Origin of the sequence: Novosphingobium sp. 1529 (genome assembly GCF_040544855.1) — a bacterium.
Taxonomy (GTDB): Bacteria; Pseudomonadota; Alphaproteobacteria; order Sphingomonadales; family Sphingomonadaceae; genus Novosphingobium; species Novosphingobium capsulatum.
Map to the genome: position 1 here is coordinate 26,177 of NZ_JBEPKW010000005.1, position 22,165 is coordinate 48,341.

The 22,165-nt window shown below is 68.1% G+C and carries 20 protein-coding genes; 15 read left to right on the forward strand and 5 right to left on the reverse strand.

From position 1 onward, the window contains the following. The first annotated feature begins 37 nt into the window (after positions 1-37). Entirely contained in the window at positions 38-1,405 is a 1,368-nt protein-coding gene (locus ABIC78_RS11805) for a M28 family peptidase (RefSeq protein WP_028657826.1), read from the forward strand. 43 nt (positions 1,406-1,448) lie between these two features. On the opposite strand, the gene ABIC78_RS11810 is transcribed toward ABIC78_RS11805, so the two are convergent. After that, positions 1,449-2,519, reverse strand: a complete 1,071-nt coding sequence (locus ABIC78_RS11810; protein ID WP_158271856.1) for a sensor histidine kinase — start codon at positions 2,517-2,519, stop codon at positions 1,449-1,451. Positions 2,520-2,661: 142 nt separating this feature from the next. Here ABIC78_RS11810 and ABIC78_RS11815 point away from each other — a divergent pair, with 142 nt between their 5' ends. From ABIC78_RS11815 to trxB, 4 genes are all read left to right on the forward strand, one after another. Continuing rightward, positions 2,662-3,903: a M20 metallopeptidase family protein gene (locus tag ABIC78_RS11815; protein ID WP_043608958.1), complete on the forward strand. Its 1,242-nt coding sequence runs from the start codon at positions 2,662-2,664 to the stop codon at positions 3,901-3,903. A gap of 104 nt (positions 3,904-4,007) precedes the next feature. Next, positions 4,008-5,204, forward strand: a complete 1,197-nt coding sequence (locus ABIC78_RS11820; RefSeq protein WP_022676193.1) for a PAS domain-containing protein — start codon at positions 4,008-4,010, stop codon at positions 5,202-5,204. A gap of 35 nt (positions 5,205-5,239) precedes the next feature. Next, the gene (locus tag ABIC78_RS11825) at positions 5,240-5,593 is read left to right on the forward strand and encodes a response regulator (RefSeq protein WP_233253887.1); all 354 of its coding nucleotides are present in this window, start codon (positions 5,240-5,242) and stop codon (positions 5,591-5,593) included. A gap of 103 nt (positions 5,594-5,696) precedes the next feature. After that, complete coding sequence (trxB, locus tag ABIC78_RS11830) at positions 5,697-6,668, forward strand: thioredoxin-disulfide reductase (RefSeq protein WP_354489849.1); 972 nt, start codon at positions 5,697-5,699, stop codon at positions 6,666-6,668. On the opposite strand, the gene ABIC78_RS11835 is transcribed toward trxB, so the two are convergent. From ABIC78_RS11835 to ABIC78_RS11850, 4 genes are read right to left on the reverse strand one after another with little or no spacing between them, the layout of a single operon-like run. Then, positions 6,665-7,447 (reverse strand): hydrolase 1, exosortase A system-associated, encoded by a 783-nt coding sequence (locus ABIC78_RS11835; protein WP_354489851.1) that lies wholly within the window; start codon positions 7,445-7,447, stop codon positions 6,665-6,667. The two genes, trxB and ABIC78_RS11835, sit on opposite strands and share 4 nt — an antisense overlap. Next, positions 7,444-8,136 (reverse strand): alpha/beta hydrolase family protein, encoded by a 693-nt coding sequence (locus tag ABIC78_RS11840; protein ID WP_354489853.1) that lies wholly within the window; start codon positions 8,134-8,136, stop codon positions 7,444-7,446. Before ABIC78_RS11840 ends, ABIC78_RS11835 begins: the two co-directional genes overlap by 4 nt. Further along, a complete protein-coding gene (locus ABIC78_RS11845) occupies positions 8,129-8,404 on the reverse strand; it encodes an acyl carrier protein (RefSeq protein ID WP_354489855.1) in 276 nt (91 codons plus the stop codon). Before ABIC78_RS11845 ends, ABIC78_RS11840 begins: the two co-directional genes overlap by 8 nt. A 10-nt stretch (positions 8,405-8,414) precedes the next feature. Continuing rightward, positions 8,415-9,464: a GNAT family N-acetyltransferase gene (locus ABIC78_RS11850; protein WP_354489857.1), complete on the reverse strand. Its 1,050-nt coding sequence runs from the start codon at positions 9,462-9,464 to the stop codon at positions 8,415-8,417. 40 nt (positions 9,465-9,504) lie between these two features. Between ABIC78_RS11850 and ABIC78_RS11855 the strand changes: the two genes are divergently transcribed. The 10 genes from ABIC78_RS11855 to ABIC78_RS11900 all read left to right on the forward strand — a co-directional run bounded on the left by ABIC78_RS11855 (position 9,505) and on the right by ABIC78_RS11900 (position 22,078). Continuing rightward, on the forward strand, positions 9,505-11,046 hold the full coding sequence (locus tag ABIC78_RS11855; protein ID WP_354489859.1) for an acyl-CoA ligase (AMP-forming), exosortase A system-associated: 1,542 nt from the start codon (positions 9,505-9,507) through the stop codon (positions 11,044-11,046). Between the two features lie 11 nt (positions 11,047-11,057). Continuing rightward, positions 11,058-12,305, forward strand: a complete 1,248-nt coding sequence (locus tag ABIC78_RS11860; protein WP_354489861.1) for a pyridoxal-dependent decarboxylase, exosortase A system-associated — start codon at positions 11,058-11,060, stop codon at positions 12,303-12,305. Positions 12,306-12,598: 293 nt separating this feature from the next. Next, on the forward strand, positions 12,599-13,189 hold the full coding sequence (locus tag ABIC78_RS11865; RefSeq protein ID WP_231627739.1) for an XrtA/PEP-CTERM system exopolysaccharide export protein: 591 nt from the start codon (positions 12,599-12,601) through the stop codon (positions 13,187-13,189). 58 nt (positions 13,190-13,247) lie between these two features. Next, positions 13,248-14,765: an XrtA system polysaccharide chain length determinant gene (locus tag ABIC78_RS11870; RefSeq protein WP_354489863.1), complete on the forward strand. Its 1,518-nt coding sequence runs from the start codon at positions 13,248-13,250 to the stop codon at positions 14,763-14,765. An 11-nt stretch (positions 14,766-14,776) separates the two neighbouring features. Beyond that, positions 14,777-15,901 (forward strand): AAA family ATPase, encoded by a 1,125-nt coding sequence (locus tag ABIC78_RS11875; protein WP_354489865.1) that lies wholly within the window; start codon positions 14,777-14,779, stop codon positions 15,899-15,901. Further along, the gene (locus tag ABIC78_RS11880; RefSeq protein ID WP_354489867.1) at positions 15,898-17,589 is read left to right on the forward strand and encodes a preprotein translocase subunit YajC; all 1,692 of its coding nucleotides are present in this window, start codon (positions 15,898-15,900) and stop codon (positions 17,587-17,589) included. Before ABIC78_RS11875 ends, ABIC78_RS11880 begins: the two co-directional genes overlap by 4 nt. A 22-nt stretch (positions 17,590-17,611) precedes the next feature. Further along, on the forward strand, positions 17,612-18,880 hold the full coding sequence (locus ABIC78_RS11885; protein ID WP_354489869.1) for an XrtA/PEP-CTERM system-associated ATPase: 1,269 nt from the start codon (positions 17,612-17,614) through the stop codon (positions 18,878-18,880). Positions 18,881-18,897: 17 nt separating this feature from the next. Beyond that, the gene (locus tag ABIC78_RS11890; protein ID WP_354489871.1) at positions 18,898-19,788 is read left to right on the forward strand and encodes an XrtA system polysaccharide deacetylase; all 891 of its coding nucleotides are present in this window, start codon (positions 18,898-18,900) and stop codon (positions 19,786-19,788) included. After that, complete coding sequence (locus tag ABIC78_RS11895; RefSeq protein ID WP_354489873.1) at positions 19,785-20,846, forward strand: FemAB family XrtA/PEP-CTERM system-associated protein; 1,062 nt, start codon at positions 19,785-19,787, stop codon at positions 20,844-20,846. Before ABIC78_RS11890 ends, ABIC78_RS11895 begins: the two co-directional genes overlap by 4 nt. Beyond that, positions 20,780-22,078, forward strand: coding sequence for a TIGR03087 family PEP-CTERM/XrtA system glycosyltransferase (locus ABIC78_RS11900; protein WP_354489875.1), 1,299 nt, complete (start codon positions 20,780-20,782; stop codon positions 22,076-22,078). The genes ABIC78_RS11895 and ABIC78_RS11900 overlap by 67 nt, the downstream gene beginning before the upstream one ends. Positions 22,079-22,165: the final 87 nt, after the last annotated feature.

Consider the following 22,165-nt stretch of genomic DNA (forward strand, 5'->3'; position numbering starts at 1 on the left):
AATGTGGCGCACCCCCAACTCCTTCCGGGATTTGCCGATGCGCTCGTTGACCGCCCGCCTTTCTGCCGCCGCCGCCGTTCTCTCGCTTGCGCCCGCCATGGTGCCCACCCTGGCCCACGCCGCGGCGCCTGCACCCGATGTGGCCTGGGATCTGGTGCGCGACCTGACCACGCAGGTCGGCCCGCGTCCCGCTGGCAGCCCGGCCGAGGCCCGCGCCCGCGAGTGGGCCGCCGCCCGCCTCAAGCAGCTGGGCTTCCAGAACGTGGCAATCGAGCCGTTCACCATGCGCGCCTATCGCCGCGGGATCGACAAGGCCGAACTCGTCGGCTTTGCCGCGCAGCCGCTGGCGATCACCGCGCTGGGCTATTCCGGCGCCACGCCCGAGGCGGGCATCACCGCGCCGCTGGTCTACTTCCCCTCGCTCGCCGCGCTGGAAGCGGCGCCCGATGGTTCGCTGTCCGGCAAGATTGCCTTTATCGATCATGCCATGGCGCCAACCCAGGATGGCAGCGGCTATGGCCCCTATGGCAACGTGCGGCGCAAGGGGCCGGGCGTGGCCGTGGCCAAGGGCGCGCTGGCGGTGGTGATCCGCTCTGTCGGCACCGACAAGCACCGCAACCCGCACACCGGGGTGATCAGCTGGGCCAAGGGCGTGAAGCCCATTCCCGCCGGCGCAGTATCCAATCCCGATGCCGATCAGATTGCGCGGCTCGCCGCCACCGGCCAGCCGCTCAAGCTGCACCTGACGCTGACCGGCCAGATCATCGACAATGCGCCTTCGGGCAACGTGGTGGGCGAATTGCCAGGTCGCGATCCTTCGCTGCCGCCGGTGCTGGTGGCGTGCCACCTCGATAGCTGGGATCTGGGCACCGGGGCGATCGACGATGGCGCCGGCTGCGCCATCGTGGCTGGCGCGGCGCTGGGCGCGCAGACCAGCGGGCCCGATGGCGGCAAGCCGCTGCGCACGATCCGCGTGCTGTTTGCCGGCAGCGAGGAAGTGGGTGGCTTTGGCGGCGAAGCCTATGCGCAAAAGCATGGCAAGGAGCCGCATGCCCTGGCGATGGAAAGCGATTTCGGCGCAGACCGGGTATGGCGGGTGATCACCAATTTCGCGCCGTCAGCCGATGCGGTGAAGGCGCGCCTGCTGGCCGCGCTCAATCCGCTGGGCGTGGTGCCGGGCGATGGCACGGCCAATGGCGGCGAAGATGTCGGCGCGATCATTGCCGCGCAAAAGCTGCCGGTGGTGGACCTGAACCAGGACGGCACCCACTATTTCGATCTGCACCACACGCCTGATGATACGCTGGACAAGATCGATCCCGCCACGTTGGCGCAGAACGTGGCTGCCTGGCAAAGCACGCTGGCGATCGTCGCCAACGAGCCGGGGCCGATCGCCGCGCGTTAAGCAGCGCGCGCTGGCCCGCCAGAGTGGTGATCAGCCTGCCTGGTCAGCCCTGGCGGCCAAGCGTTTCGGGGAACAGCACCACGGTGGTTACGCCGGGATTGGCGGCCCCGTCGGTGCCGCTGCGCACGCGGTGGCTGCCGCCCAGCTGCGCCACCAGCCCGGCAATGATCGCCGTGCCCAGTCCGCGCCGCGTGCGCACGCCGCCCGGGATATGATCGGCCGGATCGGCGGCCGGCATGCCGCGGCCATTGTCTGCCACGGTCAGGCACAGCCGGGCATCATCGACCCGTTCCAGCCGCACGTCGATGCGCCCGGGCTGGCCAGGCGCAAAGGCATGCTTGAAGCTGTTGGCGAGCAGTTCGGTCAGCAGCAGCACCAAAGGCAGCAGGCGGCCCACCTCCAGCCGCACATCCTCGGCCACCACGTCCACGTCCACCGCATCGGCATCGGCCATTTCGCGCGCCAGGTTCACGGCTGAGGCCAGGATTTCGCTGATCGGCTTGGTCTGCACGGCCGGATCATAGAGCTGGCGATGCACCCGGCCCATCATCTCGATGCGCTGGTCCGCGCGATCGATCAGCGGCAGAGCGAGTGCTGGGTTGCGTTCGATCTGGCGTCGCTGCAGCCGCAGCATCGAGGCGACCGAGGCCAGGTTATTGGCCACGCGGTGCTGCAATTCCTTGAACAGCAAGGCCTGGTTTGCCGCCATCTCGGCCAGGCGCGCTTCGCTTTCCTCCAGCTGCCGCTGGCGGCGGGTGAGGCCATCGATCAGCACGATGTCTACCGCCACCACGCCGGTGTAGAACAGCATGGCCGTGGCAACCTGGGTGTTGATGGCAAAGCTGAATTCGGGCGGCACGAAAAAGTACCACGCCGCAAGGCCACTCAATATGGCGCAAACCATGCCAGGGCCGCGCCCGGCAATGAACGTGGCGATGATGACCGCAGGAAAGAACGTCAGGAACGGAAAGCCGGGCGGAAACAGATCATCGGCCACCCAGCGCAGCGACAGCGCGAGCACGAACAGAAGCACGCCCACGGTATAGCGGGTGGCAGGTCTGCAGGCTTGCAGGCCGCGGATGGACCAGAGCGGGGGGCGCGGCGCAGACGTCATTCCTTCCAGCATTGCCCGATGGCGCACCCCAGCGCAACCGCCGGCTCGACACGTCTGTCCAGCCCGTCCTAAAGGGCATGAGGCGTGGGCAATGGCCGCAGTGCATCACCGCGCGGCGCGCAAGTGGCATGGAGAGCATGGGATGGCAGAAGGCAACAGCGGGATCGGCGATGTGCGCGCAGCGGCACAGGCGCTCGCGCCCAAGATCGTGTCCTTGCGCCGCGCCATCCATGCCGAACCGGAACTGGGCCTGCACAACCCGGCCACGCGTGACAAGATCCGCGCCGCCCTGGCGCATCTGCCCCTGGAATGGGCGCAGGGACCATCGACGACGGGACTGGTTGCCACCTTGCGTGGCGGGGCCGTGCCGGCTGGCGCGGATCGGCCCTGCGTTCTGCTGCGTGGCGATACCGACGCCTTGCCCATGCAAGAGGAAACCGGGCTCGATTTTGCCTCCACCATTCCCGGCGCGATGCATGCCTGCGGGCATGATACCCATGTCGCGATGCTGGCCGGCGCGGTGGAACTGCTGGCCGCGCGGGCGGAAGGACTGGCGGGCGATGTGCGCTTCATGTTCCAGCCCGGCGAGGAAGGGCACCATGGCGCGCGCTTCATGATCGAGGATGGGCTGCTGGGCGATCCGCTGCCCGATGCCGCGTTTGCGCTGCACATCATGCCCAACAGCCGGCATGGCCTGGTGGCGGGACGGGGCGGCGCGCTGATGGCCTCGGCCGACCAGTTCGAGATCGTGGTGGAGGGGCGCGGCGGTCATGCCTCGATGCCGCACGATGCGCTCGATCCCGTGCCGGTGGCGTGCGAGATCGTGAGCGCGATCCAGGCGATGGTCACGCGGCGGTTCTCGGTGGCCGATCCGGTGGTGGCCACGGTGGCGCGGATCGAGGCGGGCAGCGCGCACAACGTGATCGCCGATCGCGCGCGCATGATCGGCACCTTGCGCACGCTGTCGCCCGGCAACCGCACGCGTCTGCGCGCGGCGTTGGAAACCTGCGCCACCCATGTCGCCGCCGCCCACGGCCTGACCGCGCAGGTGACGCTGCACGAGGGCTTTCCCGTGACGATGTGCGATCCCCGCGCGGTGACCCTCGGCGAAGCGGTGGCCCGCGATCTGGCCGGGCCCGAGGCCTTTGTCCGGCTGGACCACGCCATCATGGCCGCCGAAGACTTTTCCTATGTGCTCGAACAGGTGCCCGGCGCCATGTTCTTCCTGGGCGTGGCACACGAGGGGGCGGACTGGCGCCATGCCTGCGGCATCCATTCCACCCGCATGGTGGTGGATGAAGCGGCCCTGCCGACGGGCACCGCCCTGCTCGCCGGGTGCGCGCTGCGCTATCTGTCGCAGGGTTTTGCCGGTTTGCAGGTGTAGCGCAAAATTTTCGCTATCGCGGGGAACCGCTCCCGGCCCTGGCGCATTTTGCCGCCATTAAGTGGCATTCTGCCATGGGTCGAGAGAACATCAGGAACAAACGTTTGTCGAGTGACAGGGCAGATCAGGCGCCGGAGCGCCCGGACGAGGCCACGAAGGCGGGTGAAGCCGCGAGCGGCGACGACAGGGCGTTTTACGATGCCGGCGGCGCTGGGCAGTCTGCTGGCCCGCAACGTGCAAGCCAGGCCGGTGGCGCCTATGACGACAGCGCCGAACGGTTCCTTGCCAACCATCCTGACGATGCTTTTATCGGTGCCTCTGGCGTGCTGTTCGAGCAGGCCATGGCCCAGACCCGCATGGCCGTCTGTCTGTGCGATCCGCATACGCCCGACGCCCCGATCGTCTTCGTCAACCGCGCGTTCCGCTGGCTGACGGGCTATGAAGAACATGAGATCATTGGTCGCAACTGCCGCTTCCTGCAGGGGCCGGGAACCGATCGCAGCGCTGTTGCCCGTATTCGTCAGGCAGTCGAAAACGAAGACGTGGTGGTGGTGGAACTGCTCAATTATCGCAAGGACGGTTCAGCGTTCTGGAACGCGCTGCACCTGGGCCCGATCTATGACGCGCAGGGGCGCCTGATCTATTATTTCGGCAGCCAGTGGGACGTGTCCGACGTGCGCGCCGCCCGCGCCGACGAACGCCACGCCCGCGAATTGGCGCGCGAACTGTCGCACCGCATGAAGAACATGTTCGCGGTGATCGGCGGCATCGTCAACTTTACCGGGCGCAGCCGCGGAATCGAGGTTGAGGCGCGCGAGATCAACGATCGCATCCAGGCCCTGGGCCGCGCCTATGAAACCACGCTGGACGAGGCATCGAGCGGGTCGATCGAAGTCGGCCAGGCGATCCGTTCGGTGCTGTCGCCTTATGACCCGGATGGAAAGCGCATTCATTTCAAGGGCAACGGGTTACGCAGCGATTTCTCCGCAGTTTCCGTGCTTGGCCTGTCGCTCCACGAACTGGCGGTGAACGCGGCCAAGCATGGCGCGCTCAGCAGCGATGGTGGCGAGGTTACGGTTGCCTGGCAGAAGAACGGTTCCAGCGAGGCACCCACGATCGTGATCGACTGGATCGAACAGGGCGGGCCGGCGGTAAACCCGCCCGAAAACAACGCGGAGGCGCCCACCATGGGGATCGTCGACCGCATGCTGCACATGGCAAGGGGCAACATCATGCGTGACTGGCATCCCGATGGATTGAGGGCAAGGCTGCGCGTTCCCCTGCGCGAGGACGCAGTCTGATGGGCCAGTCGTGTTGCCCGAATGATGGTTGTCGCGTGCTGGTGCTCGATGACGAGCCCCTCATTCTGCTCGATCTGGAATTTGCGGTGGAGGACGCAGGTTGCGTTCCGCTGACCGCGCTTGAACTGGCCGAAGCGCTGGCAATTGCCGAGAGCGAGCACATCGTGGCGGCCATTCTCGATGTCTCGCTCGCCCATGGCCAGACCTGCGCCCCGGTGGCCAAGGCGCTGGCGGAACGTGGCGTGCCCTATGTCCTGCATACCGGCGATCTTGATCGCATGGATGAAGCCGTGCGCAAGCTAGGCGGCGTGCTGGTGCCCAAGCCCACCCCGGCGGCGGTTGTCGTCAGCCGTGCCCTGGAAGGCGTGACGCAGCGCCAGGGTGCCTGAGCCCAGGCGTATCCGCGCCCTGGTTTAAACGCAGGCAAGTTTTGCTTGGGCTGGTGTTTTTCACGACCAGCCCCTATCTCGCGCGCCATCGGAAGGAGTTTCCATGGCGACGACGCACAAGACCCGCATGCTTATCATCGGTTCCGGCCCGGCAGGCCTAACGGCGGCCATCTATGGCGCGCGCGCCGGGATGGAGCCGATCGTGGTGCAGGGGCTACAGCCCGGCGGGCAGCTGACCATCACCACCGATGTCGAAAACTATCCCGGCTTCCGCGACGTGATCCAGGGCCCCTGGCTGATGCAGGAAATGGAAGCGCAGGCGCAGCATGTCGGCACGCGGATGATGTGGGACACCATCACCGATATCGATCTGGCCGGCCCCCCGTTCCGCGCCACGGGTGACAGCGGCGATGTCTATGAAGCCGATACGCTGGTGATCGCCACCGGTGCCCAGGCCAAGTGGCTGGGCGTACCGGGCGAACAGCTGCTGTCGGGCAAGGGTGTTTCGGCCTGCGCCACCTGCGACGGGTTCTTCTATCGCGGCAAGAAGGTGGTGGTGATCGGCGGCGGCAACACTGCCGTGGAAGAAGCACTCTACCTCACCAACCATGCCGAGCATGTCACGCTGATCCACCGTCGCGACAGCTTGCGCGCCGAGCGCATCCTGCAACAGCGCCTGCACGCCCACCCCAAGATCAGCGTCTTGTGGAACAAGGCCGTGGCCGCGTTTTCCGGCGATCCCATGGCTGGCGGCCTCAAGGCGGTGGAACTGGTCGATACGGTGACCGGCGAAGGCAGCCGCGTGGAAACCGACGGTGCGTTCGTCGCCATTGGCCATGCGCCGGCCACCAGCCTGTTTGCCGGCAAGCTCGCGCTCGATGAAAGCGGCTATATCGTGGTTGAACCCGGTACGCCCAAAACCGCCATCCCCGGCGTGTTCGCCTGTGGTGACGTGATGGACCACACCTATCGCCAGGCGGTGACGGCGGCGGGCACCGGCTGCATGGCCGCGCTCGACGCCGAACGCTTTGTGGCAGAGCTGGACTTTGCCACCGGGCAACTGACCCAGGCCTAATCGCCCAGCGCGGCCAGCACCTGGTGCAACAGCCATTCCGGCGCATCGGCAAAGGAATGGCTGGCACCGGGGCGGCAGATCACGCGTGGATCGGCGCCCCAATGGCTGGCAAACAGCTGCGCGGTGCGATCACCTTGCGCGAGCAGAATTGTGACCTTGCCGCGATAGCTGGCCAGCGCAGCGCGCATTTCTTCTGCCAGCGCTGAAGCCGCCTGGGGCGCGGCAGCGGTGCGCAGCCCGCCCGCCAGCTTGCCCAGCGCCACCTTGCCGGCCAGCAGGCGTGCCCATTGGCGCGGATCGGCCAGGCGGCGCAGATAGTGGCGGCGCAGCGCGGCGGCAGAATGAACCGGCGCCGTTTCATTTTCTCCGTCCACCGTCCAGGGATTGGCCAGGATCAGTCCGTCGAGGCCGGGCAACGTGGCGGCATGGAGCATCAGCGCGCTGGCGGCATCGCAATTTCCCATCGCCACTACCCGCTTCACATGCGGCGCGGCGGCGCGGAACGCGGCCAAGGCGGCGGCAATATCGGGGCCACTGGCCCGAAAACCCCGGTTTTCGCCTTCGCTATCGCCTACGCCGCGCCGGTCGAAGCGGAACACCGGCACCCCTTCGCGAGCCAGTGCGGCGCTGAGCCAGGCCTGACCGCCCCAGGCACCGCTGCGAATCTCGTTGCCGCCCGATACCAGCAAGAGGCCAGTGGCGCCGCTGGCCAGGCCCATGTCGAGCGTGCCCAGCAACTGTGCGCCTTGGCAGGAAAAGGGGATGACGCTGCGGTTCATGTCGCCAGGTCTGCCACGATGCGCGCGGCCAGCGCGGCGGCGAGCGCGGGGGCCGGGGCCGGCTCCTGGCGCAGCCACGGCGCTGCACCGGTCACGCCCAGATCGCCGACCGCGAGCACCTGATGCCCTTCGCCCTGGCTGCGCGCTCCCTGAAGCCCGGCGATCAGCGCCGCGCCGCAGCGATAGCCGCCCAGCATGATGCCCGTGGCCCGCCCGGTTTCCAGCAGCGTTGCGGCGGTGGTTTCCGCCCCCTGCGCCCGCGCAGCGAGCATGGCCGCGCGCAGCAGCGGGCGCAGCACGGCATCGCCATCGAGCGGCGCCAGCGCCCAGCCGGGCAGGGTGGGTGGCGCGACCAGTGCCCCGCCGCGCAGCGCCAGGACATGGCTGGCGTCAAAATGACGCGCCGCCGCCGCCATGGCCGCGCGCCAGGCGTTGAGGCTTTGCGCGGAAAAATCCTGCACGCTTTCCCCGCAGCCGGGCAGATCGGGCAGGATCGCGGCCACGCCCGCCGCGCCCAGATCACGCAGCAGCGTCGCCAGCATGGCCCGCGTGCGGTTCATTTCATCAAACAGCGGCGGCACGATCAGCAGCCGCGCCAATGGCGCAGCGCCATCGGTGGCCAGGGCCCATTCGCCGTCTGCGCCCGATCCGGGGCAGGGCCAGCGCAGCGGGCCGAGCGGTTCAGCCACGGCCCTGCTTGCGCGCGACGAAGGCCAGCAGCGCGCCATAGGTTTCGAGCAGATCGCCGTCGATCTCATCCTCTTCCAGGATGAAGCCGAAGCTGTCTTCCAGCGCGGTGAAGAGGCCCGCCACCGCCATCGAATCGAGTTCGGGCAGCGCGCCGAACAGCGGTGTCTGCGCCGTGAACGCGGCCACCCGCGTCGGGGCCAGCCCCAGCACATCGGCGAGAAGCGCGCGCAGATCGGCGTCGAGCGAAGCGGGAAGCGTGTCGGTCATGCCTGGCGCCTTACCCATCGCCCGGCGGCGGGGCAAGCAGCGTGCGCCCGGCCAGGCGCCGGGCCAACCCGCGCGCCAGCGCTGGCCAGTGGCGCCAGGCCGCAGGATGGTGCGCGCGCAGCCGCCAGCGGGTGCGCGTGTGGTCCATCCAGTCTGCCTTGTAGGGATCATCGCCCGTGCCGAAATCGATCGCCGCGACGCCATCATGATCGATCACATGGGCAAACAGCGCCGCCGACAGCAGCGTTCCAGGCGACGCGGCGCGCGCATCGTCGCGGTGGGCGAGCTTGTGGATGAACGCGGTGCCGTGCTCCACACTCCACAATTGCGCGGCCACCGGCTGCCCGTCGATTGTTGCCAGGCCCAGCCGCAGCGCGCCAGCCGCGCTTTCGGCCTGGGCAAAGGCGCGCAGCAGTGCAGGGTCGCCCTCTGCCGGTTTCCAGCTGGCGGCATAGACCGCTTCATAGGCGGCCCAGTCGGCCGGATCAAAGCGGGTGGCGACGCGGCATTGCACCGCCCCGCGCGCGCCCTTGCGCCGCACTGTGGCGCGCAGGGCGCCGGGGCGGGTGGCCCACCACTGGGCAAAATCCTGTCCCCCGAGCACGAGGTGCCGGTTGACGTGGGCCGGTTCGACCGTGGCCATCCAGCCAGCGGCGCGGAATGCGCGCGCCATCCAGCCAGCCTCTGGCGCGGGCAGCGGGGCAAAATCGATCGCATCGTGGTGGGCCAGATCGCGCGCAATGGCAGTCAACAGCGCCTCGGCCCGATCGGGCGCCTGGGTGAGCGGGCGCGCCCAGAAACTGTACCAGTTGGCGCAGGCGGTAAGCCCCTGGGACGTTGCCAGCAGGGGCAGGGCGAGCATGGCGCCTTCCGCGTGAGCCGCCAAGCCCGGCTCTTCCGCCACGGCCAGGAACGCACGGCCCGGCGCACGGGTGGCGATCAGCCCCAGCCAGTCTGCCCGGTCAAACGGCCCGGCCGCAGCCCCGCGCGCCATCAGCGCGGCAAGGCGCGGATGGTCTTGCACTTGGGCAAGTTCGGCATGATAGACCCGGCAGGCCACGCTTTGCCTGGTTCCCTTTCCTTATTCCGTCAGGAGTGCCGTGACGCCTTTGCCCGACCCTGCCGTTCACCCGCTGGACCATCTTGCCCTGCGCGGCAAGCGTGATGCGCCCGCGCTGGTGCTCAAGGATGAGGTGCTTAGCCACGAGGGGTTAAATCGCCGTGTAGGGCAATTGGCGGCCTGGCTGGCAGCGCAGCCGGGAGTAGAGCCAGGGGCGCGGGTGGCGACGTGGCTGGGCAAGGGGCTGATCGCCTGCATCATCCCCCTGGCGGCGGTGCGCGCGGGGTTGGTGCATGTGCCGGTGAACCCGGTGCTGCGCCGGGCGCAGGCCGCGCATATCCTGGCAGACAGCGGCGCGGCGCTGTTGCTGGGCAATCTTGGCCGACTGGAAACCCTGTTGCCCGGCGATGCCGCAGCAGCGGCTGTCCATGATGAGGCAGCGGTGCTGGCCGCGCTTGACGCGCAAAGCGTCCTGCCACCCTCGGCTGCGTTGCCGCACAGCCTGGCGGCGATCCTCTATACCAGCGGTTCCACTGGCAAGCCCAAGGGTGTCATGCTCAGCCAGGCCAATCTGTGGCTCGGCGCGATCAGCGTGGCGAATTACCTGGGGCTTGAGGCAGACGATCGCGTGCTGGCGGTACTGCCGCTGGCGTTTGATTACGGCCAGAACCAGTTGCTGTCGGCCTGGGCGGCGGGGGGCTGCGCCGTGCCGCTCGATTACCTGATGCCGCGCGATGTGGTGCGCGCAGTGACGCGCCACGGCATTACCACGCTGGCCGGGGTGCCGCCGCTGTGGCTGCAACTGATCGAATGCGCCTGGCCTGATGATGCCGCGCAAACCCTGCGCCGGCTGACCAACAGCGGCGGCGCGCTCACGCCCGATCTGGTGCGACGCCTGCGGGCGCTGTTTCCCGGCGCGCGCCTGTTTGCGATGTATGGCCTGACCGAGGCGTTCCGTTCGACCTATCTCGACCCCGCGCTGATTGATGCCCATCCCACTGCGATCGGCACGGCGATTCCCTTTGCCGAGGTCATGGTGGTCAGCGATGCCGGCACCCCGGCGGCCGATGGGGAAGAGGGCGAACTGGTTCATGCCGGGCCGCTGGTGGCGCAAGGCTATTGGCAGGACGATGCCCGCACCGCCGAACGCTTTCGCCCGGCGCCGGCTTTTTCGCAGATGGGCGGCATCGCGGTGTGGTCTGGCGACAGGGTGCGACGCGATGCGCAGGGGCTGCTCCACTTCGTGGGCCGGCGCGACGCCATGATCAAGACGTCGGGCCACCGCGTCAGCCCGCAAGAGGTGGAGGAAGCCGCGCTGGCCACTGGCCTCGTGGCCGAAGTGGTGGCGCTGGGCCTGCCCGATGCCGAGCTGGGCCAGGCGATCCACCTGGTCTGCCGTGCCGTGCCTGGCGCGGGGGAAGACGATGCCGCGCTGCGCGCCGCCATGGCCCGGGATGTGCCAGCCTTCATGCTGCCGCGCGCGGTGCACTGGCGCGCGGCGCTGCCGCTGTCGGCCAATGGCAAGCACGATCGCGCCGGGCTTTACGCCGATCTTTACCATGCCTTGACTGGCAAGGCATAAGACCCCGGCAGATGAAACCGCTTGGCCCCATTCCCCCGCATTTTCCCGCCCAAGGGGCAGACCTGATGATCGCCGGGCGCCCGGCGCGCGCCTGGGCGCAGGAGCACGGCACGCCGTTGTTCGTCTATGACGCGGCCGTGGTGCGTGCGCGCGTGGCAGAACTGCGTGCCGCGCTGCCGCCGGCCGTGCGGCTGCACTACGCGGTCAAGGCCAATCCCTTTGGCCCGCTGCTGGCGCTGCTGGCGGGCCTGGTTGACGGGTTTGACATCGCCTCTGCCGGGGAACTGGCGCTGCTCGCCGCGCAGGGCATCGATCCGGCGCGCGCCGGGTTTGCCGGGCCGGGTAAGCGCGATGCAGAGATTTCCGCCGCGATCGCCGCCGGTGTCACGCTGCATTGCGAATCCGCGCGCGAGGTGGAGCGCGCCCTGGCGCTTGGCACCGCCGCGAACCAGCGGCCCCGCCTGGCGATTCGCGTCAATCCCGATTTCGATCTGCGCGGTTCGGGCATGAAGATGGGCGGCGGCGCGCGGCCCTTTGGCGTGGACGCGGAAAACGTGCCGCCGCTCGCCCGCCGCATCGTGGCCGCCGGGGCAGACTGGCGCGGCTTTCACATCTATGCCGGTAGCCAGGCGCTTGATGCCACAGCGGTGATCGCCACCCAGGCCGCGACGCTCGATCTGGCGCTGCGCCTGGCGCAAGACGCGGGCGTGCCGCTGCCCGCGCTCAATCTGGGCGGCGGCTTTGGCATTCCCTATTTCCCCGGCGATACGCCGCTCGATCTGCCCGCCGTGGGTGCGGCGCTGGCGCAGGAACTGGAGCGCCACGCAACGCAGCTGCGCGACACGCGGCTGGCGGTGGAACTGGGCCGCTATCTGGTGGGAGAGGCCGGCGTCTATCTGGCGCGGGTGATCGAACGCAAGGAAAGCAGGGGCGAGGTGTTCCTGGTGACCGATGGCGGGCTGCATCACCAACTGGCCGCCAGCGGCAATTTCGGCACCGTGGTGCGCCGCAACTATCCGCTGGCGCTGGCCACGCGCATGGATGCCCCGGCCGATGAGGTGGCCAGCGTGGTGGGGTGCCTGTGCACCCCGCTCGATCGGCTGGCAGACCGCGCTGCCTTGCCTGTGGCGGCCGAAGGCGATGTGGTGGCGGTGTTCTGTGCCGGTGCCTATGGCGCCACGGCGAGCCCGGCGGCGTTCCTGGGGCATGGTCCGGCGACGGAAATCCTGGCGGAAAGCGCCGCACACACGGTGGGTTAATCTTTGCCCGGGCACCCGTCCCGAATTGGGACCGGGCGACCAAGCGCCTTGTCGGGAAAGCCCGTTGGCAACAAGGATAACCGTATCTTCACCCTTTTTGTCGATAGCCGATGATGAAGGTCGCAGGTCTCGATGGTCCCGATAGGGGACACTACGTGGGCCGGCGCAAGAGCCAGACAAAGGAATCGATTGCGATGCCGTTCCATTCCGGCCCAGCCCTGAACGCCGCACGGCCCGCAGGTCCGCGCAGGCGTCTTGCCCGCTTGGGCCTGGGAACGGCGTGCCTGTCGCTGATGCTGACCGGCTGTGCCGGCGGCGCTCATGGCCCGCAATTGCCGCCTGCCGCGTTCGTGGCGCTGCAGGAAGGGCCGGGCGAGGAATATGTGATCGGCCCGCTCGATGAATTGACCATCTTCGTGTGGCGCAACCCGGAACTGGGTGCCTCGGTCCAGGTGCGGCCCGATGGGCGCATCACCACGCCGCTGATCACCGACATGCCCGCCGTGGGCAAGACGCCCTCGATGCTGGCCGAAGACATCAAGCTGCAGCTTTCGCAGTATATTCAAGAACCGATCGTCTCGGTGATCGTCAACAAGTTTGCCGGCACGTTCAGCCAGCAGGTGCGCATCGTGGGCGCCACCGAAAAGCCGGCCTCGATCCCTTATCGCGCCAACATGACGCTGCTTGACGCGATGATCGCGGTGGGCGGGCTTTCGGAATATGCCGCCGGCAACCGCGCGCGGCTGGTGCGGTTTGACAAGACCACCGGCAAGCAGACCGAATATGCTGTGCGCATCGGCGATCTGTTGCGCAAGGGCGATACCAAGGCCAATGTCATGCTGATGCCCGGTGACGTGATCATCATCCCCGAAAGCACGTTCTGACGATGGCGCGGGGGCACCACACCAGGCCGGCGCCGCACCTGCGGGAGCGCGGCGCGGCATGACCAACATTCTCGATGAAGTGCGCATCGCGCTCTATGGCATCTGGCACCGCCGCTGGCTGGCGCTGGGCGTGGCCTGGCTGGTCTGCCTGCTGGGCTGGCTGGTCGTGGCGATGGTGCCCAATTCCTATGAATCCAAGGCGCGCATCTTCATCCAGATCGACGATGTCCTGTCCGACCAGATCGGCATCGGCGGCAATGCCAAGCAGGATATCGAGCGGGTGCGCCAGACGCTGACCAGTACGGTCAACCTGGAAAAGGTAGTGCGCGCCACCCGCCTGGGCGACAAGGTCACCAACGACAAGCAGATGGAATCGGCCGTGGCGGGGCTGGCCACGCAGATCAAGGTGGTGAGCCAGCAGGACAACCTGTTCGAGATCAGCGCCACATCGGGCCGCGGTTCCTATACCGATGCGCAGAATGCCAAGCTCGCCCAGGACGTGGTGCAGAAGATGATCGACATCTTCCGCGAGGAAAACCTGGCCGGCGGGCGCGGCGAGATGACCGACAGCCTGGCCTTCATGGATCAGCAGCTGGCCGATCGGCAGAAGGACCTGGAAGCGGCCGAGCAGAAGCGCCAGGAGTTCGAAGCCAAGAATGCCGCGCTTATGCCGGGCACAGGCTCGGTCACGGCCAAGCTGGAAGGCGCGCGCACCGAATTGCGCGGGGTGGAATCCGATCTTCTGGCAGCGCAGAGCGCGCTGGCCTCGATCAATGGCCAGCTTTCGGGCACGGCGCCCACGATCACCATTCCCGGCGCGCAGGGCGGTGCCCATGGCGCGCTGGCCCAGGCGCTGGCAGACCTGGCCTCGATGAAGGCGCGCGGGCTGACCGACAGCCATCCCGATGTTCTGGCGGCCAAGGCGCAGATCGCCAGCCTGCAACGCCAGGCCGCCGCCGAAGGCAAAAGCGCCGGCACGCCCAACCCGGCCTATGCCTCGCTGCAGTCGATCAAGGCCGATCGTGAGGCGAGCCTGGTGTCGCTGCAATCGCGCAAGGCCTCGTTGCAGCAGGAAATCGGCCAGCTTACCGGCCAGCAATACAGCGAGCCGGCCGTTGCCGCCGAAGCGGCGCGGATCAACCGCGATTACGATGTGCTCAAGGACCAGTACGACAAGCTGCTGCGCGATCGCGAGCAGCTGCGCCTGCGCGGGCAAGTGGAAAGCGAGCACAACTCGGTCAAGTTCGACGTGATCGATCCGCCGAGCACGCCGCGCGGGCCCTCTGCGCCCGATCGGCCGCTGCTGCTGATGCTGGTGCTTGTCGTCGGCCTGGCAGCGGGCTGTGGTGCGGCCTTTGCTATGGCGCAACTGCGTTCGAGCTATGCCACCACGGGCCAGCTGGAGCGGGCCACGGGCATGATCGTACTGGGCTCGGTGTCGCTGACGCAGACCGCCGCAGCGCGGGCGCGGCAGTGGAAGCAGCTGAAACTGTTCGGTGGTGCCACGGCTGGCCTAGTGCTGGTATTGTTCGTGCTGCTGGCCGTGGAATTCATGAAGCGGCGGATGGTGGCATGAGGGTGCAGGACATGACGGACCAGAGCAACACGCCCCAGCCGCCGGAAGATAGGCCGCCCGAAAGCGGGCCACGCAAGGCTGGCCCTTCGCTGATCGAGCGGGCGGCCGGGACGTTCGATTTCCGCCAGCACTTGCGCGCGCCGGTGCTGCCGCCCGTGCCGCCGGCACCTGCCGCTCCGGTGACTGCATCGCCAGCGCCCGCCGCTCCGATGGCCGAGCCGGTTCAGCCCGAAGTGCCCGCGCCCGAAGCCGCCGAGCCAGCGCCCGCTGCCCCGTTCGCACCCGAGGGCGCGCAGGTGTTCGTTCCAGCCAGTGCCGATGCCGCGCCGGCTGATCCTGGCACGCCGGCGCCCTTTGCCAATCCGGCGCTCGAAGGCATTCCCTCGCGGCAGCGCTTCAAGAAGGCGCCGCAGCCGATCGATCGCCGCCTGCTGCGCGAGCAGTGCCTGATCGAGCCGGAGGGCCAGGTCAGCGCGCTGTTGGAAGAGTTCCGCATCGTCAAGCGGCAGCTGTTGTTGCAGGCCGCCGATTCGCGCGCCGGCCGCACTGCCCGCCATGGCGAGCGCATTCTGGTCTGCTCTGCCCATCCAGGCGAGGGCAAGACGTTCTGCGCGGTGAACCTGGCGCTGTCGATCGCGGCGGAAAAGGACAACGAAGTGCTGCTGGTCGATGCCGACTTTGCCAAGCCTTCGGTGCTGTCCACCCTGGGGCTGCCGGGCGGGCCGGGGCTGATGGATGCGCTGGCCGATCCGGAGGTGATGGTGGAGGAATGCATCATTCCCACCGATATTCCCGGCCTTTCCGTGCTGCCGGCGGGCAACCAGACCGGCTCTGACACGGAATACCTGGCCTCGGTCCGCACCCGCGCGATCCTTGACCGGCTGACCGCGCAGTCACCCAATCGCATCGTCATTTTCGATAGCCCGCCAGCGCTGGCAGCCTCGCCGGCATCGGAACTGGCCATGCACGTGGGCCAGGCGGTGATGGTCGTGCGCGCCGACGTGACCGGCGAGGCCGCGCTGCGCGATGCCGTCGGCATCCTGTCGGGCTGCGCGGACATCAAGCTTTTGCTCAACGGCACGCGGTTTTCGCCCACCGGGCGGCGCTTTGGCACCTATTACGGATACAAGGAATGAAACGCGCGCGTTCCCTTATCCTGGGCGGTCTGCTGGCCGGCTCTTGCCTGGCGGGCGCGACGGCGGCCGAGGCACAGGTTCTGCCCTATCAGGTGGGCAGCGACGATCGCCCCGCTGCGCCTTCCGGTGGCGGCAGCGATGGGCACGGCAGCGCACGCGGCGTGGGTTCGGGCGTGCGCACCACGATCCGTCCCTATCTGGAAGTGACGCAGAACCTGCTGGCGCAGATCACGCCGGGTAACGACGTGGTGACCTATACCGCACTGGCTGCCGGGGTGGATGCCACGCTCGCCGGGCGGCGCACGCAGGGGCAGATTTCGGTGCGCTATGAACGTCGCTTTGTCGAAAAGGGGCAGGTGGGCGATTCCGACACGATTTCGGGCCTGGCGCGCGTCTCGCACCAGTTGATCCCGCGCACGCTGAGCATCGACGCCGGTGCGCTTGCCGCGCGCACGCGGGTGGAGGCCAATGGCTCCGCCTCGCTCAATCCGCTGTCGGTCAACGATGCGATCAGCCAGGTCTATTCGGTCTATGCCGGACCGAACCTGACGACGCATGCCGGCGACGTGGCGATCAATGCCAACTACCTGGCCGGCTATACCAAGCTGACGCAGAAGAACGCCTATCAGCCTGCCGCTGGGCAACCGCGCATCGACCTGTTCAACCATTCGCTGATGCAATCGGCGCAGGTTTCGGCCGGGACCAAGGCCGGCACCGTGCTGCCGGTAGGCCTGGTCGCCAGCGCCGGGTGGGACCGCGAAGATATCTCCAACCTCGATCAGCGCATCGACGACAAGCGCGCCGGCGTGCAGGCGACATTGCCGGTCAGCCGCACGGTGCAACTGGTGGGCGACGTGGGCTGGGAGCATATCCGCGTTTCGTCACGCGATGCGGTCCGCGATGCCAGTGGCAACCCGGTAATCGGCAGCGACGGCCGCTATATGACCGACAAGAGCCAGCCGCGCCGCATCGCCTATGACAGCGACGGGCTGACCTGGGACGTGGGCGTGATGTGGCGGCCCAGCCGGCGCACATCGCTCTCTGCCTTTATCGGCCGCCGCTATGACAGCACGACCTACTTCGGCAGCTTCTCCTATGCGCCGAACACGCGCAGCTCGCTCAACATCTCGGTGTTCGACGGCATTTCCGGTTTCGGATCGAGCCTGTCGAACGCGCTGCGCCAGGTGCCGACCGACTTTGCCACGGGCGGGGCGACCGGCTGCGGCATCGGGGCTGCGGGTGGTTCGTGCGTCAACGGCGCGCTGTCGTCGGTATCGTCCTCGGTATTCCGCCAGCGCGGGGTCAGCGCGACCTATGGCTTTGCCATGGGCCGGCTGCGCCTGGGCGTGGGGGCGGGCTATGTCCGCCGTCGCTTCATTGCCGCGCCGGGCACGGTGCTGGCACAGGCCAATGGCACGGTGGACCAGAACTGGTACGTGACCGGCGGTGTTTCGGGCCAGCTGGGCCGCGATGCCAGCTTCAGCGTGGCGGTTTACGATGCTTGGTATGATAGCGGCAACGCGCTGTTGGGAACGACCAATTCCTATGGCATTTATGCATCTTACTATCGCCGCCTGGCCGATCGTCTCACCGCAACGGCTTCGGTTGGGCTTGACGGGGTGAGCCGCGATCTGGCTGCGGACCAATTGGAAGCGACAGGCCTGATCGGCCTGCGCTACACGCTTTGACGGTTCTGGAGGCGTAACGCCGATGTACGATGATTTTTACCGCCTTTCGGCCCGTCCGTTCCAGCTGACGCCCGATCCCGATTTCTATTTCGAAAGCGCCACGCACAAGAAGGCGCTGTCCTATCTGGGCTATGGCCTGGCGCAGGGTGAGGGCTTCATCGTCATCACCGGCGAGGTGGGCGCGGGCAAATCCACGCTGGCGGCGCACCTGCTCGCCAGCATCGACCGCGCGCAGCTGACCGCCGCGCAGATCGTGACCAGCAAGCTCGATGGCCAGGAACTGGTGCACATGGCCGCGCGCGCGTTTGGCCTGGATGTGGCCGGGCACGACAAGGCCGCCGCGCTGGCCCGGATCGAGGCGTTCCTGCATGACGAGGCGCGCGCCGGGCGGCGCTGCCTGCTGGTGGTGGACGAGGCGCAGAACCTGAGCGTGGAAGCGCTGGAAGAGCTGCGCATGCTGTCGAACTTCCAGCTGGGCGCGCATCCGCTGTTGCAGATCCTGCTGCTGGGCCAGCCCGAATTCCGCACCCTGCTGCAGCAATCGCCCCGGCTGGAGCAGTTGCGCCAGCGCGTGATCGCCACGCACCATCTGGCGCCGATGGAGCCCGAAGAAGTCGGCCCCTATGTCGAGCATCGCCTGGTGCGTGCGGGGTGGAACGGCAACCCGGCGTTCGAGCCGCGCTTCTTTGCCGATCTTGCCCGCGCCAGCGGCGGCGTGCCGCGCCGGGTGAACCAGATCTTGAGCCGCGTCCTGCTGGCCGGCGCCCTGGAGCAAGCCAGCCGGATCGAGGCCGGGCTGCTGCATGCCGTGCTGGATGACATGGCGTCTGACAGCGCGGTTTCGGTGGAAAGCACGCCGGTGCCGGCCGCTGCGCCGTCTGCCATGCCCGAGGCGGCATCATCGCAGGCACTGGGGCTGATGGCCGATACCTTCCACGGTGAAGGGCAGGGCCAGGCCAAGCCCGAGGGCGACGGCAGCCGCACCACGCGCCACGATTTCGATCTCGCCGCGATCGAGGCGGCCATGGCCAGCCGAGACGAGCAGATCGCCGAACTGCAGCAGGCGGTGATCGAAGTGGCGGAAATGCGCGCCGCCCACGGTGACGAAGCCGCTGCGGCACAGGCCGATGGCACGGCGCGCACCGAGGCGCTGGAAGCCGCGCTGAGCGATGCCGCCGCGCGCATCGGCGTGCTGGAGCATCGCCTGGCCGAGCAGGAGCAGGCCATTCGCCACGTGCTGACCATGCTGATCGAATGGTTCGAGACCGACCGCCCCAAGCGCGCGGCCTGAACGAAAGCAGCCCATCCATGTCTGCGCCTGTCATCAATGGCCTGTCGGTCGATGTTGAGGAATGGTTTCAAGTTGGCGCCTTTGAAAAGGTGATCGACCGCGCCGCCTGGGACGGGCTGGATTCGCGGGTGGAGCGCAACGTCCAGGCCATTCTGGCGATGTTTGCCGCTGCCGGCGCCAAGGGCACGTTCTTCACGCTGGGCTGGGTGGCGCAGCGCCATCCGGCGCTGGTGCGCGCCATTGCCGATGCCGGGCACGAGGTGGCTAGTCACGGCTGGGATCATCAGCGTGTATTCACGATGGACGCGGCACAGTTTGCCGCCGATCTGGCGCGCGCGCGCGATGCGTTGGAACAGGCGAGCGGGCAGGCCGTGACGGGCTATCGCGCACCGAGCTTTTCGATCGATGCACGCACGCCCTGGGCGCACGAAGTGCTGGCGCAGGCCGGCTATGCCTATTCCTCTTCCGTGGCGCCGATCGTTCACGATCACTATGGCTGGCGCGAGGCGCCGCGCTTTGCATTTCGCCCTGTGCCGGGCGGTGCCCTGCTGGAAATTCCGGTGACGACGGCCGAAGTGGCCGGGCGGCGCATGGCGGCGGGTGGTGGCGGCTTTTTCCGCCTGATGCCCTATGGCGTGTCATCCTGGGCGGTGCGGCAGGTCAATGCTGCTGGGCGCCCGGCGGCGTTCTATTTCCATCCCTGGGAAATCGATCCCGATCAGCCGCGCCGCGCCGATGCGCCATGGCGTTCGCGCTTTCGCCATTACACCAACCTTTCAGCCATGGCCGGCAAGCTGGAGCGGCTGCTGCGTGATTTTTCCTGGGGGCGGATGGACGCGGTGGCGCGGGTCGAAGCCGCCTGGGTCGCCAGCCGTGACGCCGCGCTGCGCGCAGCGGCGGCGGCGTGAACGCGCCGTTCCGCCTGGCCGCGCCGCAGGTGCGCGAGGCGCAGGCGGCCGATCTGGACGCCTATGTCCGTTTCCTGGCCGGGCAGGACCATGCGACCGTTTTTCATGATCCCCGCTGGCTTGATGGCGTGGCGCGCGGCAGCGGCCATGCCAGCCGCCTGTTGCTGGCCGAACAGGCCGGCGTCATCGTCGCGGCGCTGCCGCTGCATGCCGTATCGTCGTGGCTGTTTGGGCGTGCGCTGGTCTCGACCGGCTTTGCCGTGGGCGGCGGGGTGGTGGGCGACGAGGCCGCCGCGCCCGCGCTGATCGGCGCCGCGCAGGATCTGGCGCGCCAGCTCAACAGCCCGACGATCGAGCTGCGCGGTGGGGTGTTGCCGCAAGGCCCGGATTGGCATGTGAAGCAGGACAGCCATGCGGGCTTCGTCATGCCGCTGGCGGCGGATGATGCCGCGCAGTTGCAGGCCGTGCCGCGCAAGCAGCGCGCCGAACTGCGCAAGGGCCTGGCCCAGCTGCTGGAAATTCGCACTGGGAACAGCGCGCAGGATCGCGCCTGGCACTACCACGTCTATGCGCAATCGGTGCGCAACCTGGGCACGCCGGTGTTCCCGCGCCGGTTGTTTGCCAGCGTGCTCGATGCCTTTGGCGATGATGCCGATATCCTGACGGTGCTGCACCAGGGGCAGCCGGTGGCGAGCGTGCTCAGTCTCTATCACCGTGGCGCGGTGATGCCCTATTGGGGCGGCGGGGTGTTTGCCGCGCGGGCCCTGCGCGCCAACGACGTGATGTATCACGCGCTGATGAACCACGCGCGCCGGCGCGGCATGACGCACTTCGATTTCGGCCGGTCCAAGGTGGATTCGGGCGCCTATCACTTCAAGCGCAACTGGGGCTTCGTGCCCCAGCCGCTGTCCTATGCGCAGTGGACTGCCGATGGGCAGGCGCCGCGCGACGTCAACCCGCTGAGCCCGCGCTATCAGGCCAAGATCCGGTTGTGGCAGAAGCTGCCGCTGCCCGTGGCCAACCTGATCGGGCCGCTGATCGCGCGCGGGCTGGCCTGACGGGCATGGGCGAAATCCTGTTCCTTGCGCATCGCATCCCGTTCCCGCCCGACCGGGGCGACAAGATCCGCTCGCACCACATCCTCAAGGCCCTGGCTGCGCTGGCGCCGGTGCACGTGGCGTGCCTCGCCGACAATGCCCAGGACATGGCGCACGAAGCGGAACTGGCAGCCGTGGCGGCAAGCCATTGCCTGGTGCGGCGGCGCGGATCGCTGATAGGTGCCGGGCTTTCGGCACTGCTTTCGGGCCGGCCGATCAGCCTCGCAGCGTTCGCGTCCACCCGGCTGGCGCGCTATGTGAAGCAGGTGCTGGCAACGCGGCCGATCTCCACGATCTTCGTGTTTTCCGGGCAGATGGCGCAATATGTGCCGGCCTCGTTCCAGGGCCGGGTGGTCATGGACTTTGTCGACGTGGATTCGGCCAAGTTCGGCCAATATGGCCGGCGCCCCGGGCTGGGCGCGCCGGTCTATCTGCGCGAGGCGTGGTTGCTGCGCCGCTATGAGGCGCGGATTGCGCGGCGCGCCACCACCAGCTTGCTGGTGAGCGAGGCGGAAGCAGACCTGCTGCGCAGCCGCCTGGGCCAGGGGCCGATCCCCGACGTGCGGGCGCTGGGCAACGGCATCGATACCGCGCTGTTCGATCCGGCGGGTATTCCGATGGCGCCCGAACTGGTCATGGGCGGGCCGCAGATCGTGTTTACCGGGCAGATGGACTATCCCCCCAATGTGGAGGCGGTGGTCACCTTTGCACGGCAGGTCATGCCGCTGATCAAGGGGCGCTTTCCCGGCGCGCAGTTCAATGTAGTGGGCCGCGCGCCGACCGCGCCCGTGCTGGCGCTCGATGGTGTGAACGGCACGCGGGTAACCGGCGCAGTGCCCGATGTGCGGCCCTGGCTGGCCGGGGCCGATCTGGTCGTGGTGCCGCTGAGCCTGGCGCGCGGGGTGCAGAACAAGGTGCTGGAAGCCATGGCCATGGCGCGCCCGGTGTTGCTTACCCCGCAAGCCGCCACCGGCATTGCCGCCGTGGACGGGCGGGACTTTGCCATTTCCCCGGCCGATCCCGAGGAACTGGCGGCACGCGCCGTGGGCCTGTTGACCGACACGATCCGCGCTGACGCGCTGGGCCGTGCCGCCCGTGCGTTCGTCATCGCGCAGTGCGGGTGGGACCGGGTGCTGGCGCCATTGCCTGGCCTGGTTGGCCTTGATCGCCGGTTTGGCCGCCGTGCGGCTTGAAAACCTTTCCGTCGGGCCTGCGGCCCGCCACCTCCCCACGCGTGGGGAGGATTACGTATCCTCCCTCGCTCAGCGGGGGAGGGGGAC

Excerpts from the sequence above, each read along its gene's own strand:
- ABIC78_RS11805 (WP_028657826.1), top strand. The coding sequence starts at position 38 with ATGCGCTCGTTGACCGCCCGCCTTTCTGCCGCCGCCGCCGTTCTCTCG.
- ABIC78_RS11810 (WP_158271856.1), bottom strand. The coding sequence starts at position 2,519 with ATGACGTCTGCGCCGCGCCCCCCGCTCTGGTCCATCCGCGGCCTGCAA.
- ABIC78_RS11815 (WP_043608958.1), top strand. The coding sequence starts at position 2,662 with ATGGCAGAAGGCAACAGCGGGATCGGCGATGTGCGCGCAGCGGCACAG.
- trxB (WP_354489849.1), top strand. The coding sequence starts at position 5,697 with ATGGCGACGACGCACAAGACCCGCATGCTTATCATCGGTTCCGGCCCG.
- ABIC78_RS11835 (WP_354489851.1), bottom strand. The coding sequence starts at position 7,447 with ATGAACCGCAGCGTCATCCCCTTTTCCTGCCAAGGCGCACAGTTGCTG.
- ABIC78_RS11845 (WP_354489855.1), bottom strand. The coding sequence starts at position 8,404 with ATGACCGACACGCTTCCCGCTTCGCTCGACGCCGATCTGCGCGCGCTT.
- ABIC78_RS11860 (WP_354489861.1), top strand. The coding sequence starts at position 11,058 with ATGAAACCGCTTGGCCCCATTCCCCCGCATTTTCCCGCCCAAGGGGCA.
- ABIC78_RS11865 (WP_231627739.1), top strand. The coding sequence starts at position 12,599 with ATGCTGACCGGCTGTGCCGGCGGCGCTCATGGCCCGCAATTGCCGCCT.
- ABIC78_RS11870 (WP_354489863.1), top strand. The coding sequence starts at position 13,248 with ATGACCAACATTCTCGATGAAGTGCGCATCGCGCTCTATGGCATCTGG.
- ABIC78_RS11875 (WP_354489865.1), top strand. The coding sequence starts at position 14,777 with ATGACGGACCAGAGCAACACGCCCCAGCCGCCGGAAGATAGGCCGCCC.
- ABIC78_RS11880 (WP_354489867.1), top strand. The coding sequence starts at position 15,898 with ATGAAACGCGCGCGTTCCCTTATCCTGGGCGGTCTGCTGGCCGGCTCT.
- ABIC78_RS11885 (WP_354489869.1), top strand. The coding sequence starts at position 17,612 with ATGTACGATGATTTTTACCGCCTTTCGGCCCGTCCGTTCCAGCTGACG.
- ABIC78_RS11890 (WP_354489871.1), top strand. The coding sequence starts at position 18,898 with ATGTCTGCGCCTGTCATCAATGGCCTGTCGGTCGATGTTGAGGAATGG.